The following is a 13412-nucleotide window of genomic DNA, read 5'->3' on the forward strand; positions in this document are numbered from 1 at the left end:
TCCGCGTGCGTCAGCGCTGACAGTTCGGGCACCACCACGTCTCACGCAGCTCGAGATCGTTGCGCCCGAGTCGGCCGTGCTCGATGCGGGTGCCGCAGCGCCGGCAAGCTTCACCGCCGCGGCCGCACACCCAGAGCTGGCGGCCGCGGTGCGTGTCACCGGTCGTCGTGCGCACCGCACGCTCGCGGTTCGCGCGGATGACCCTGCTGGCCAGCGCCACCAACGGCTCGACGTCTACCTCGGCTACCGGCCGCGTCGGCAGGATGCCACGGAGGAAGCAGAGCTCGTTGACGTAGACGTTGCCGAGGCCGGCGAGGTTGCGCTGCTCGCCGAGCGCGACCGCGATCGGCGTCTCAGGAGAGCTTGCGAGGCGACGCACCGCCTCGTCGGCGTTCCAGTCATCGCCGAGCAGATCAGGACCGAGATACGCGAGTCGCTGCGCTTCTTCACCCGCCGGGAAGACCTCGAGGGCGCCGAGGTCGAAACCGACTGCCGAGGCATCCGTCACCTCGATGATCGCGCGCGCCTGCCAGGCCGGCCGACGCCAGTGCTCGCCTGGGCGGAACACCCGCCACTCCCCCTCCATCTTGAGGTGCGAGTGCACCACCTGATCACCGATGCGCATCAGCAGGTGCTTGCCGCGGCTGGCCACCGAATGGACGCGTTCTCCGGCCAGGTCGACGGTCGCGAAGGCCGGCACGCGGAAGTCTGAGCGCGTCACCAGATGCCCGGCGAGCACGGCGTCGAGCTGGCGTGCAGCGCGGAAGACGGTATCACCCTCGGGCATCGAACCGGAGCCCTCGGGGAGTCTCGCGGAAGCCCGCGGCGCGCAGCGGCCGGTCGAGCACCGAACCGAACACCGGAGCGCCGTTCACCGTCTCGACACGGAGGCGCTCTGAGCGCCCGCGGGTGAGAGCGGCGGCGAGTGCCGCGGATGCCGCGGACAACGCGTCGGTGTCTTCGGTGAACACGAGCGCCGTGCGCCCGCCGCGCTCGAGGTAGAACACCGCCTCGCCGTCGACGATCGCGACGAATGCACCCGACTTGCGGGCAGGGCGATGCGCGCCCTCGCCGGCTGTCTCGGGCCAGTCGAGTGCCGCACCGAATGGGTTCGCAGGGTCGGTCGCGGCGAGCGCGACGGCCTCACCCTTCGGTGCGGCGCGAAGCCGATCGACGGCGGCACCCGTGGCGAACTGCGCACCGCCCTGCCCGTCGATGAAATACCCGCGGCGCACCCGGCCCGAGTCTTCGAAGCCCGACAGGGTGCGGTACGCGAGCGCGAAGCCGCCGAGATGACCTTCGGCGACGACCGAGCCCCGGGTGACCACGCCGTAGCGTTCGAGCAATGCCTCACCGAGGGCATGCGCACGCGGCGTCGCCGCGGCGCTCACGAACGGCAGCACCGACCATCGACCCGCTGCCCGTGGCGGGTTGGCGCGCGCCGCTGCGGTGCGCCCGGCCTGCACGCTGGCCGCCAGCGAACGCCGTGAGAGCGACCCGGCACGCAGCCTCGCCCGAGGCGTCGGCGCCGCAGTCTTGTGCGCTCCGCCGCCGGTGAGCATTCCGCGCACCGGGGCGAAGGTGTCGTTCGTCACGAGCCCCGCCCAGACGAGCCGCCACAGTGCGTCGGCGAGAGCGCGGTCGTCTTCGGACCCGACAGCCTCGGCCAATTGCCGGAAGAAGAAGCCGCCACCGCCTCCGAGTACCGCGATGAGTTCGGACTCGAGCGGGTCGAGCGGTGCGGATGCCGGGGCCGGCAGGGTGAGCTCGGCGGCCTCGGCGAGGTGGAGGCTGATCCACCCGTCGTCGCCGGCGAGCGACCCGGCGCCCGCCCAGAGCACTTCGCCTGCCGCGGTCAGCTCATCGAGCATGCCGGGCCGATAGTCGGCAACCCGTGCGGGCAGTACGTAGGCCTCCCATGCCGAGGCGGGAATGCGAGCCCCCTCGAGCTGCTCGATGACCGCGGCGACGCCGTCGACCCCGGTGAGGCGCCCACCGACGTGCTGCCACGCCGGCAGGAAGCGCGCGAACTCGCGCGGTTCGACGGGTTCGACCTCGTTGCGGAGCACCGCGAGCGAACGGCGACGGATGCGCCGGAGCACACCGCTGTCGCACCACTCCAGACCGGACCCGTGCGGCAGGAACTCGCCTTCGACCACCCGCCGCTCACCGCCCAATCGAGCGAGGGCGGCGGATGCCACGGCCTGGCCGATGCCGAACCGTGCTGCCACCGCGTGAACGGTGAACGGCCCGTGTGTGCGGGCGAACCGGGCGACGAGGTCTCCGAGCGGGTCGCGCACGGGCTCGCCGAACACCTCTGGCAGTCCGGGCGGGATCGGCACACCCAGGGCGTCGCGCAGCCGGCTGACGTCTTCGACCGCGACGAACCACGACTCCCCGGCGAAGCGCACGGGCGCCGCACGGCGGGTCTCGACGAGCGAGGCGAGGGCCGCGGCGGCATCCGTCTCGTCATCGACTCTCTCGGCGACCTCGTCGGCCGTGAGGGGCCCGAGATCGCTGAGCAGATCTGCGACGCCCTCTTCGCCGCGTGCGACACGTTCGGGATGGAGTCGCTGGAGCATGCGCTCGACCTCGTCGACCACCTCTGGGTCGAGCAACTCGCGCAGCTCGACGGTGCCGAGCAACTCGGCGAGGAGTGCCGGGTCGAGCGAGAGCGCCGCCGCCCGCCGCTCGGCGAGCGGGGCGTCGCCCTCGTACATGAACGCGCCGACGTACCCGAAGAGCAGGCTCGAGGCGAATGGGCTCGGCGACTCGGTGGTGACGTCGACGAAGCGCAGCTCTCGCCGCTCGATGCGCTCGGCGAGTCGTGTGAGGGCCGGCAGGTCGTAGACGTCTTGCAGGCACTCGCGCACCGCCTCGAGCACGATCGGGAACTCGGGGAAGTCGCGGGCCACCTCGAGCAGTTGCGAGGCGCGCTGCCGCTGCTGCCAGAGCGGCGACCGCTTGCCCGGGTTGCTGCGGGGCAGGATGAGCGCTCTGGCCGCGCACTCGCGGAATCGTGCCGCGAACAACGCCGAACCACCGACATTCGCCGTGACCAACTCAGTGAGCTCCGCCGGCTCGAACGCGAAGAGTTCGGCGCCCGGCGGATCGTCGCCGGTGTCGGGCATGCGCAGCACGATGCCGTCGTCGCTCGCCACCGCGTTCGAGTCGACGCCGCTCTGCTCGCGCACGCGCGCCCCGATGGCGAGCGCCCACGGCGCATGCACGCGCATGCCGTACGGCGAGTGCAGCACGATGCGCCAGTCGCCGAGCTCGTCGCGGAACCGCTCGACCACGAGGTTCGTCGCGTCGGGCACCACTCTGGTCGCCGCGCGCTGGTCGTCGATGAACTTCACCAGGTTGATCGCTGCGCGCTCGTCGAGCCCGGCGGCGCGACTGCGTACGAGGGCATCGGATGTCGGTGCACCCGCGAGTTCGGCGATGAATTCGCCGATCGCGGCTCCGAGCTCGGCAGGGCGCCCGATGCCGTCGCCCCTCCAGAACGGAAGTCGACCCGGCTCGCCGAAAGCCGGCGCCACGAGCACCCGGTCGTGCGTGATCTCTTGGATGCGCCAGCTCGTCGCGCCGAGCGCGAAGACATCGCCGACCCGCGACTCGTACACCATCTCCTCATCGAGCTCGCCGACCCGGCGGCCGGGGCCGGCCTCGCCGACCATGAACACGCCGAAGAGGCCACGATCGGGAATCGTGCCGCCGCTCGTGACCGCGAGGCGCTGGGCCCCGCGGCGGCCGACGATCGTGCCGGCGTCGCGATCCCAGACGATACGAGCGCGAAGCTCGCCGAAGCGGTCGGACGGATACCGGCCCGCGAGCAGGTCGAGGGTCGCGTCGAACGCCGACCGCGGCAACGCCGCGTACGGCGCCGCGCGGCGCACGAGTTCGAACCACGCCTCGACGTCCCACTCGTCGAGCGCGGTCGCGGCGATGGTCTGCTGCGCGAGCACGTCGAGCGGGTTGGCGGGAATGCGCAGTGCTTCGATCGCTCCACCGATCATGCGTTCGGCGACGACCGCCGAGTGCAGCACGTCGGCACGGTGTTTCGGGAAGATGAGCCCCTTCGACACCTCCCCGACCTGGTGACCGGCACGACCGAGGCGCTGCAGGCCGCTCGCGACCGAGGGCGGCGACTCGACCTGCATCACGAGGTCGACCGCGCCCATATCGATGCCGAGTTCGAGGCTCGACGTCGCCACGACGCAGCGGAGTCGGCCCGACTTCAGGTCGTCTTCGACGAGGGCACGCTCCTCTTTGCTGACCGAGCCGTGGTGCGAGCGGGCGATGACCGGCGGGGCACCACCCGTGATGCCCGAGGCGCCGACCGCTTCGGCGGGGGTGCGGCGAGTGGCCGCCGACTCGACGAGAGCGTCGACGGGCTCTGCCGTGCGCTCTGCCCATAGCTCGTTGAGCCTCGCGGTCAAGCGTTCGGCGAGACGACGCGAGTTCGCGAAGACGATCGTGGAGCGATGGGCGAGCACCTCGTCGAGGATCGCCTCTTCGACGTGCGGCCAGACCGAACCGGCACTCGTCTCGCCTGCGAGGTCCGACAGGTCGTCGACCGGCACCGTGACCTTGAGATCGAACCGCTTGCCCGAGGCTGGGGCGACGATCGTGACCTTCCGCGTGCCACCGAGGAACCGGGCGACCTCTTCGTGCGGACGCACCGTCGCCGACAGGCCGATGCGTTGCACCGGCTGCGCCGTGAGCTCGTCGAGTCGTTCGAGCGAGAGCGCGAGATGCGAGCCGCGCTTGGTGCCCGCGAGCGCGTGGATCTCGTCGACGATGACCGTCTGCACACCGCGGAGCGTCTCGCGTGCAGCCGAAGTGAGCATGAGGAAGAGCGACTCGGGGGTCGTGATGAGGATCTCGGGCGGATGCGCGACGAGCGAGCGTCGCTCGGCCGGTGGCGTGTCGCCCGAGCGGACCCCAACCGACACCTCAGGCACCTCGAGACCATGGGCGGCGGCCGTACGCGCAATGCCCACGAGCGGTGCCCGCAGGTTGCGTTCGACGTCGACGCCGAGGGCCTTCAGCGGCGAGAGGTAGATGACCCGGGTGCCCGTGGTGGTCGCGTCGGCCCCCTCGTGGTGGAGTCGGTCGATCGCCCAGAGGAACGCGGCGAGCGTCTTACCTGAACCGGTCGGCGCGACGACCAGCGAGTGATCGCCACGGGAGATCGACTGCCAGGCGCCGCGCTGTACCGCGGTGGGCGCGCGGAAGGACTCGGTGAACCACGCCCGCGTCGCAGGCGAGAACGCGTCGAGCGCTTCCGTCATGACTCCATTCAAGCGGATGCCGCCGACTGCGGGCTGAGCGTTGTGGGGTCTCGATACGCGTCCTCCTTCGTCGGGCGCTACTCGACCGACGGGGAAGGCGCTACTCGACCAGCGGGGAGGGCGCTACTCGACCGACGGGGAAGGCTACTCGACCGACGGAGTCTCCGCGCGGATCGCGGCCAGGGCACGGGAGACGGCTTCGACCGTGCGCGCGACCTGCGCGGCATCCGTGCGCCAATTGCTCACCGAGAACCGCACGACGGTGCGACCCCGCCAGCGCGAGGTCATCGCGAGCACCTCGCCGTCGGACCACAGCCGCTCGCTGAGCGCGGCTGTCGCCGCGTCGTCATCGAGCGCGATGCACACTTGTGTGAACACGACGTCGTTCAGCACCTCGACGCCCTGAAGCCGGCCGAGGCCGTCGGCGATGGCACGGGCCGATTCGGCCAGGCCGTCGACGAGGCCCGCGACCCCCGTGCGGCCGAGGGAACGCAGCACCGCCCACGTCGGCACCCCTCGCGCGCGGCGCGACAGCTCGGGCACCTTCTCGTGCGGGTCCGCACCGACGTCCGTCGCCTGCAGGTAGCTCGCGTGCATACCGAGCGCGCGGCGCATCGCCGCAGGATCACGCACGATGGCGATGCCGCAGTCATAGGGCACATTGAGGGTCTTGTGCGCATCGGTCGACCAGGAGTCGGCCCCTTCGAATCCCGCCACGAGGTGGCCGAGCGCGGAGGACGCCGCCGCCCACAGCCCGAACGCGCCGTCGACGTGCACCCAAGCGCCGGCGGCATGGGCGACTTCGATCGCGGCGGCGAAGTCGTCGAATGCGCCCGAGTGGATGTTGCCGGCCTGGAGGGCGACGATCGCCGGGCCCGTGCCCATTGCGAGCGCAGCGCTCAACTCGTCGACGCGGATGCGCCCCTGCCCGTCGGCCGGTACCGTCGTCGGCGCCCCGAGGCCGAGATAACGCGCCGCCAGGTCGACCGTGCCGTGCCGCTCTTCACCGGCGATGTACCGCACGGCCGGCGCACCGGCGAGCCCATTGGTCTCGACATCCCAGCCGACGCGGTGCAGCACCTCGTTTCGAGCGGCCGCCATGCACGAGAACTGCGCCATCGTCGCCCCGGTCGTGAACCCGACGTCACTGCCCTCCGGCAATCCGAGGATCTCGAGGAGCCACTCCCCCGCGAGCTCCTCGACGGCGACCGCACCCGGAGTGATCGCTCGCAGTCCCGTGTTCTGATCCCACGCCGAAACCAGCCAGTCTGCAGCGAGCGCGACCGGCTGCGTGCCGCCGATCACCCAGCCGTAGAAGCGAGGCGACCCGATCGCGATGAGTCCCGGCTCGGCGCCCTCTGCGAGCCGCACGAGAACATCGAGGTCTGGCTCACCGATCACGGGCAGCTCGCGCCCCAGTCGGTCCTTGATCTCATCGAGGGTCGCGCGCGGCGGAATCCGGCGCTCGCCCACCCCCGACAGCCACTCCCGTGCGTGATGACCGGCAGCCTCGAGCACTTCGTCGTACGCGGTGTCGCCACCGGTCGGCGATGTCGATCCATCCATGCCGCACCTGGATTCCGTGCGCCGCACGCACAACCCGATTGTGCGCCGCTGCAGGGGGAACGGTCAACGGCCCCATTCAGGCGACAGACGCATCCACCCGCGCGATGCCACGCCAGCGCCCACGCAATCGGCAGACGCGCGATCAGGCGAGTGGTGCGCCACCCACGAGTCTGACCGTGAGCGAATCCACCGACGTCGCAATGACGTCGTCGGCCGCCCACCGACGTGCAAGACGCGCCGTCGTCGCGTCCAGCTCGTCCCGGCTGAGCCCACCGATGAGCTCCAGGCGCACCACGAGCTCGGGACCGGCGAGTCGCGCGTCGGGGTCGCCGGCGAGGAGGGTCACACCGAGCACCGCGAGCTCCCGGTCGATCGAACGACGGAATGCGGCCTCGACCTCTCGGGATTCGAACGGCGGATGCCAGTCCTGCGACTGCGCGACCGCCCAGAGCGCCGGCCTCCGCAGCACGAATTCGGTCGCGGAGCCCGGGTCGAGCACGACGAGATCGGTGCCGTCGTCAGCGGCGGCGAGGGCGACCCGCACACCGTCGGCCGGCACCGGCCGCGCCACGGGGTTCCATCGCGACATCGCCTGCACCGAGGCGAACACCGGCAGCACCTTGCGCCCATCAGGCCCCTCGACGGTGACGATCGAGAGCTCCTGGCTCTTGTCGACAGCGAGGCCGTGCGCGCCCGTCTCCGCACCGCCGGTTCCGAGTTCGGCGAGGAGCGGGATCAGGAGACGCGATCGGGCGAACTCCGCCACAACGGCGGCCTGGCCGATCGTGCCCGCGCGGAAACCGTCCAGCGCGGCGGCGAGGGCCTCCGGTGCCCGGCCGTCGTCGGCGGCATGCGCGTTCGACTGGAACGCCCGCCCCGCCCACGGCACGCCGGCGGAGTCGGTACCAGCACCGGCACCGGCAGCCGACTGCGAGTCGACGGATGCCGCGGCATCCGTCTCACCGCGACCCGGCTCGGCGCCGGGGTCACTGCGAAGCGACATCCAGCGCCTCGGCCAACGTGAATGCACCGGCGTAGAGCGCCTTGCCCACGATGGCACCCTCGAGGCCGAGCGGCACGAGCTCGCGGAGGGCGACGATGTCGTCGAGGCTCGAGATGCCCCCCGATGCCACGACCGGGCGGTGCGTGCGGTCCATCACCTGGCGCAGCAGATCGAGGTTCGGGCCCTGCAGCGTGCCGTCTTTCGTGACGTCGGTGACGACGTATCGGGCGGCGCCGGCTTCTTCGAGGCGCTCCATGACCTGCCAGAGGTCACCGCCGTCCTGCGTCCAACCACGCGCGGCGAGCGTCGTGCCGCGCACGTCGAGCCCGATCGCGATCGCCTCGCCGTACTGAGCGATGACGGACGCCGCCCACTCGGGGTTCTCGAGCGCTGCCGTACCGAGGTTGATGCGCTTGGCGCCGATCTCGAGGGCATGCTCGAGCGACTCGTCGTCGCGGATGCCACCGGAGAGTTCGACGTTCACGCCACGCACCTGGCGGATGGCCTTCTTCAGCACGCCCGCGTTCGAGCCGCGACCGAACGCCGCGTCGAGGTCGACGAGGTGGATCCACTCGGCCCCCTGATCGGCCCAATCGACGGCCGCGTCGACGGGGTCGCCGTAGCTGGTCTCGGTGCCGGCCTCACCCTGCGTCAGGCGCACCGCCTTGCCACCGGCCACATCGACGGCCGGAAGCAAAACCAGGCGGGGGGTCTTGTTGAATTCACTCATTCACTGTCCTAGAGATCGCGGTCGCGCCTGCGAATCGGCACAGTCACAGCATCCTAGTCCGACCACGTCGCGGCGACGTGCACGTGACGCCGATGGGCTCAGTCGAGCGTGCCGAGCCAGTTGGCGAGCAAGCGGATGCCGGGCCCCGACGACTTCTCGGGATGGAACTGGGTCGCCGACAGCGGTCCGTTCTCGACGGCCGCGAGGAACCGACCGCCGTGCTCGGCCCACGTGAGCGCGGGCTTCGGGAACGGCGGCTGCACGTCGAGCAGCCACTGCTGCGCTGCGAACGAGTGCACGAAGTAGAAGCGCTCGTCTTCGATGCCCGCGAAGAGCGCGGAGCCCTCACCCGCTTCGACCGTGTTCCAACCCATGTGCGGCAGTACCGCGGCAGGCAACTCGGTGACGATGCCGGGCCATTCGCCGAGTCCTTCGGTGTCGACGCCACGCTCGACGCCCCGCTCGAACAGCACCTGCATGCCCACGCAGATGCCGAGCACCGGCCGGCCGCCGGCAAGTCGCCGATCGATGATCTCTTCACCGCGAACCGCGTGCAGTTGCTGCATGACCGCCTTGAACGCACCGACACCCGGCACGACGAGACCATCGGCCTCGAGTGCTGCGGCCCGGTCGGCGGTGACGGTGACTTCTGCGCCGGAACGCTCGAGCGCCTTCGCGGCAGAGTGCACGTTGCCCGAGCCGTAGTCGAGCACGACGACGCGCCGGGTGCGGCTCACAAAGCGCCCTTCGTCGACGGAACGCCGGACACGAGCGGGTCGAACGACTTCGCCTGACGGAATGCCCGCGCGAACGCTTTGAATTCGGCTTCGGCGACGTGATGCGGGTCGCGGCCGCCGAGCACGGTAACGTGCACGGTCAGGCCCGCGTTGAACGCGATGGCCTCGAAGACGTGCCGCACCATCGAGCCGGTGAAGTGCCCGCCGATGAGGTGGTACTCGAACCCGGTGGGCTCTCCGGTGTGCACGAGGAACGGACGCCCCGAGATGTCGACGACCGCCTGTGCGAGCGCCTCATCGAGCGGCACGAGGGCATCGCCGTACCGCGAGATGCCGCGCTTGTCGCCGAGCGCCTGCTTGATGGCCTGCCCCAGCACGATGCCGACGTCTTCGACCGTGTGGTGCACGTCGATCTCGATATCGCCGCGTGCCCGCACGGTGAGGTCGGTGAGCGAGTGCTTCGCGAACGCCGTGAGCAGGTGGTCGTAGAACGGCACGCTCGTCTCGATGTCGCTCACGCCTGTGCCGTCGAGATCGATCGAGAGGTCGATGCTCGATTCACTCGTCTCGCGCTGGACCCGGGCGGTGCGCGGCGGTCTCGTTGCGGTCATGAGTCAATCCTATTCGGGGCCGAAACGGCGATCGCTTCGAGGAAGGCGGTGGTCTCGGCCTCAGTGCCGGCCGTGACGCGCAAGTGACCGGGGATGCCGATCTCGCGGATCAGGATGCCGCGCGCGAGCAACTGATCGAAGACCGCATGCGGGTCGTCGATCCCGCCGAAGAGCACGAAGTTCGAGCCGCTGCGATATGGGTGGAACCCGAGTCGAAGGAGCTCGACCGAGATGCGCTCGCGCTGGGTGCGTATCTCATCGACCATCGCGAGCATCTCGGTCGAGTGCGCCAGGGCGCCGAGCGCAGCCGCCTGAGTGAGCGCGGAGAGGTGGTACGGCAGTCGCACGAGCCGAAGTGCGTCGATGGCGGCCGGATCACCGGCGAGGTAGCCGACGCGGGCGCCGGCGAACGCGAACGCCTTGCTCATCGTGCGCGACACGAGCAGCCGGGGCCGCCCCGGCAGCAGCGTGAGCGCACTCGGGGTTCCGGGGTCGGCGAACTCGAAGTAGGCCTCATCGACGACGACGATGCCGCGCGCCGCGTCGACGACCGCCTCGATCGTCTCGAGTGAGAGCGGCGTACCCGTCGGGTTGTTCGGCGCGCAGAGCAGCACGATGTCGGGATCGTGCTCTCGCACCGCCGACACGGCCGTTTCGGGACTGAGTTCGAACTCGTCATCACGACCGGCGGTGAGCCACTCGGTGCCGGTGCCGGAGGCCAGCAGGCCGTACATCGAATACGTCGGCGCAAAGCCCAGCACGGTGCGGCCCGGCCCGCCGTAGGCCTGGAGGATGTGCTGGAGCACTTCGTTCGAACCGTTCGCAGCCCAGATCTGCGCCGGCTCGAGGCCATGGCGCAGATAGCGGGCGAATGCACGCCGCAGCTCGGTGAACTCTCGATCGGGATAGCGATTGAGCGTGAGAATGGCGGCGGCGACACGGGCGACGACATCGTGTGCGACGTCTTCGGGAATCGGATGCGTGTTCTCGTTGACATTGAGCGCGACCGGAACTGCCTGCTGCGGAGCCCCGTACGGCGTGCGACCACGAAGGTCATCGCGGATGGGGAGGTCTTCGAGACTCGTCACCCTTCAATGCTAACGATGCGCACCGAGGTCATTCGGACGCGCCGTCATCGACCGGCGGAACCCCGACGCTTCAGACGGTCACGGGTCACGGAGCGGCGGGAAGCGCAAGGCGCTGACCGGGTTCGACCACCGCGTCATCGAGCCCGTTGAGCCGCATGATTTCGGCGATGATCTCTCGCACATCGGCCCCGGGGTCGATCGACTCGGCGATCTCCCAGAGCGAGTCGCCTTGCCCGACCGTCGTGTATTCGAACGACGCAGCCTCGAACGAGACGCCAGTGGATTCGACGTCGGCCGCGGCGCCGCCCGCGCCGATCACCGCAACGAATGCCCACACGACGAGCGGAACTGCGCCGAGCGACGTGAACACGATGCGGCCCCGTCGCGTCAGTCGGAGCCGCGTGCGCGCGGGAACAACCGACGCCGCCTCCTCTCGCTGAAGGGCACTTGGGGGCTGGAAGCCGGGCGTTGCGATCGCTGCACTCATGTCACACCTCCTGTAGGAGTCGCATCCGGCTCTCGGCCGGGAGAACCGGATGCGAAACTCTGTTCCGAACATACATTCGAATGACGAACAACGCAAGGGAAGACGCGGGGAATTCTGTCGAGCGGATTCCGCGACACACTCGAACAAATGTTTGCCGAGCGCGCGCGAGGCGGATACAGTTTCGAATATCTGGAAGAGAGTCGACCAGAGACCACCGACATCCGGCCGCGAGGCGGCCGCTACGAGGGGCGAAGACGTTGAGCACCGACATCGACGACGTGCAGGCGGCCGGCAGGCCACGCCGCCGAAAGAGCTTGAGCGCCAAGCAGATCTCGATCCTCGAGATGATCCAGCGCTCGGTCTCCAGCCGCGGCTACCCGCCGAGCATGCGCGAGATCGGCGACGACGTCGGGCTCTCCTCGCTCTCGAGTGTCACGCACCAACTGAACCAGCTCGAGCTCGCCGGGTACCTCCGGCGCGACCCCAACCGCCCTCGAGCACTCGAGGTGCTCATCGAGCTGCCGGGCGTCACCGAGCGACCCGTCACCTCTTCCGACCCGATCCCGGTCGGCGACGCGGCGATGGTGCCGCTGGTCGGCCGCATCGCCGCGGGTGTGCCGATCACGGCCGAACAGCAGATCGACGAGGTGTTCCCGCTCCCCCGTCAACTGGTCGGCAAAGGCGAGCTGTTCATGTTGAAGGTCGTGGGCGACTCCATGATCGACGCCGCGATCTGCGACGGCGATTGGGTAGTGGTGCGCTCGCAGCGCACCGCAGAGAACGGTGAGATCGTCGCGGCGATGCTCGACGGCGAGGCCACCGTGAAGGTGTTCCGCCAGCGCGACGGCCACACCTGGCTGCTGCCGCGGAACAGCGCGTTCGAGCCCATCGTCGGCGACCATGCCGAAGTGCTCGGCAAGATCGTCGCGGTGCTCCGAGCAGTCTGACCGGGCAACCCCACCGGTCAGTCATGGAGCGGCCGGCGACGGCCGGTCGCTACGCCGCGGTCCGGACTCCGGCGAGACCGCTTCCGACCGTGGCAGGCGCCAGCGCGTTGAACCAGTCGAACACCGCATCCATGAACCCGGCGTGATCGTCACGAAACACGGTGTGGCCCGTTCCGCGCAGGGTCGCCACGGTCATGCCCTGTCCGCGAAGCTGCCGGGCGACCTTCGCCGTGATGAGCAGGCTCTTCTCCGCCAGGAGCACCAGAGTGGGGGCGACGAGGCGCACGGGCGGCACCAGCGGTCGCGTATCGGTGAAACCGAGGATGGTGCGCTTGTCCCAGTCTCGAAGCGTCGCGAGCTCGATCTCGACGTCGACCGCACTCCACTTCGGATTCATGCGCACCAGCGCCGACCGGCGCGGCCTCGGTGCTATCGCGAAGAATGCCTTGAACGCCCACCCCTTCACGCCCTTCGGGAAGGAGAAGGCCGGGTCGATGTAGATCGCCGCGCGAGGCGCGAGCCGATCTGCGACGAGGCTCGCCACCAGCCCGCCGAGCGAGTGGCCCATGACGAGATCGGGAGGGCCGTCGAGCACCGGCGTGAGCGTCTCGACGACGTCGCTCGCCCATGCGGCGGGCGAGTAGTGCACGGCACGCGGACTGCGTCCATGACCTGTCAGGTCGACGGCGAGCACCCGGAACCCCTGCGCCTCGAGCTCGGCAGTCACTCGGTGCCACGCGCGGGAATCGGACATGATGCCGTGGATGAGGACCGCGGTTCGCGAACCCCGGCCGGATTCGTGGACCGCAAGTTGCATACGACCAAAGTACGCGCTGCGCCTGTGCGTCGCCTCGACACCAGCCGAGCGTCGGCCGAACACCAGCTGAGTCCCAGCCCTGCGTCGGCCGAACGTCAGCCGAGCGGATGTCGCGAGCCGCGGCATCCG

The 13412-nt window shown here is 70.0% G+C and carries 11 protein-coding genes; 1 reads left to right on the top strand and 10 read right to left on the bottom strand.

What is annotated here, in order from left to right; genetic code table 11:
* Positions 1-10: 10 nt before the first annotated feature.
* The 9 genes from AC1C2R_RS00135 to AC1C2R_RS00175 form a co-directional block, all read right to left on the bottom strand.
* The gene (locus AC1C2R_RS00135) at positions 11-787 is read right to left on the bottom strand and encodes a DNA-formamidopyrimidine glycosylase family protein (protein WP_495378543.1); all 777 of its coding nucleotides are present in this window, start codon (positions 785-787) and stop codon (positions 11-13) included.
* Positions 774-5297, bottom strand: a complete 4524-nt coding sequence (locus AC1C2R_RS00140; protein WP_495378544.1) for an ATP-dependent helicase — start codon at positions 5295-5297, stop codon at positions 774-776. Before AC1C2R_RS00140 ends, AC1C2R_RS00135 begins: the two co-directional genes overlap by 14 nt.
* Positions 5298-5441: 144 nt before the next feature.
* Entirely contained in the window at positions 5442-6863 is a 1422-nt protein-coding gene (locus AC1C2R_RS00145) for a pyridoxal phosphate-dependent decarboxylase family protein (RefSeq protein WP_495378545.1), read from the bottom strand.
* 142 nt (positions 6864-7005) lie between these two features.
* A complete protein-coding gene (locus AC1C2R_RS00150; RefSeq protein ID WP_495350517.1) occupies positions 7006-7866 on the bottom strand; it encodes an SseB family protein in 861 nt (286 codons plus the stop codon).
* A complete protein-coding gene (priA, locus tag AC1C2R_RS00155) occupies positions 7850-8596 on the bottom strand; it encodes a bifunctional 1-(5-phosphoribosyl)-5-((5-phosphoribosylamino)methylideneamino)imidazole-4-carboxamide isomerase/phosphoribosylanthranilate isomerase PriA (RefSeq protein ID WP_495350518.1) in 747 nt (248 codons plus the stop codon). Before priA ends, AC1C2R_RS00150 begins: the two co-directional genes overlap by 17 nt.
* A 98-nt stretch (positions 8597-8694) precedes the next feature.
* Complete coding sequence (gene hisH, locus AC1C2R_RS00160; protein ID WP_495350519.1) at positions 8695-9333, bottom strand: imidazole glycerol phosphate synthase subunit HisH; 639 nt, start codon at positions 9331-9333, stop codon at positions 8695-8697.
* A complete protein-coding gene (hisB, locus tag AC1C2R_RS00165) occupies positions 9330-9944 on the bottom strand; it encodes an imidazoleglycerol-phosphate dehydratase HisB (RefSeq protein WP_495350520.1) in 615 nt (204 codons plus the stop codon). The genes hisH and hisB overlap by 4 nt, the downstream gene beginning before the upstream one ends.
* Positions 9941-11032, bottom strand: coding sequence for a histidinol-phosphate transaminase (locus tag AC1C2R_RS00170; RefSeq protein WP_495350521.1), 1092 nt, complete (start codon positions 11030-11032; stop codon positions 9941-9943). Before AC1C2R_RS00170 ends, hisB begins: the two co-directional genes overlap by 4 nt.
* 85 nt (positions 11033-11117) lie before the next feature.
* On the bottom strand, positions 11118-11519 hold the full coding sequence (locus AC1C2R_RS00175; RefSeq protein ID WP_495378546.1) for a LysM peptidoglycan-binding domain-containing protein: 402 nt from the start codon (positions 11517-11519) through the stop codon (positions 11118-11120).
* A 269-nt stretch (positions 11520-11788) separates the two neighbouring features.
* Between AC1C2R_RS00175 and lexA the strand changes: the two genes are divergently transcribed.
* Positions 11789-12466, top strand: coding sequence for a transcriptional repressor LexA (gene lexA / locus AC1C2R_RS00180; RefSeq protein WP_495353163.1), 678 nt, complete (start codon positions 11789-11791; stop codon positions 12464-12466).
* 49 nt (positions 12467-12515) lie between these two features.
* Here lexA and AC1C2R_RS00185 read toward each other — a convergent pair whose 3' ends face one another.
* Positions 12516-13409 carry an alpha/beta fold hydrolase gene (locus AC1C2R_RS00185; RefSeq protein ID WP_495378547.1) on the bottom strand — a complete coding sequence of 298 codons (894 nt, stop codon included), beginning with the start codon at positions 13407-13409 and terminating at the stop codon, positions 12516-12518.
* Between the last annotated feature and the right edge of the window lie 3 nt (positions 13410-13412).

Source organism: Agromyces sp. Y182 (assembly GCF_059445385.1).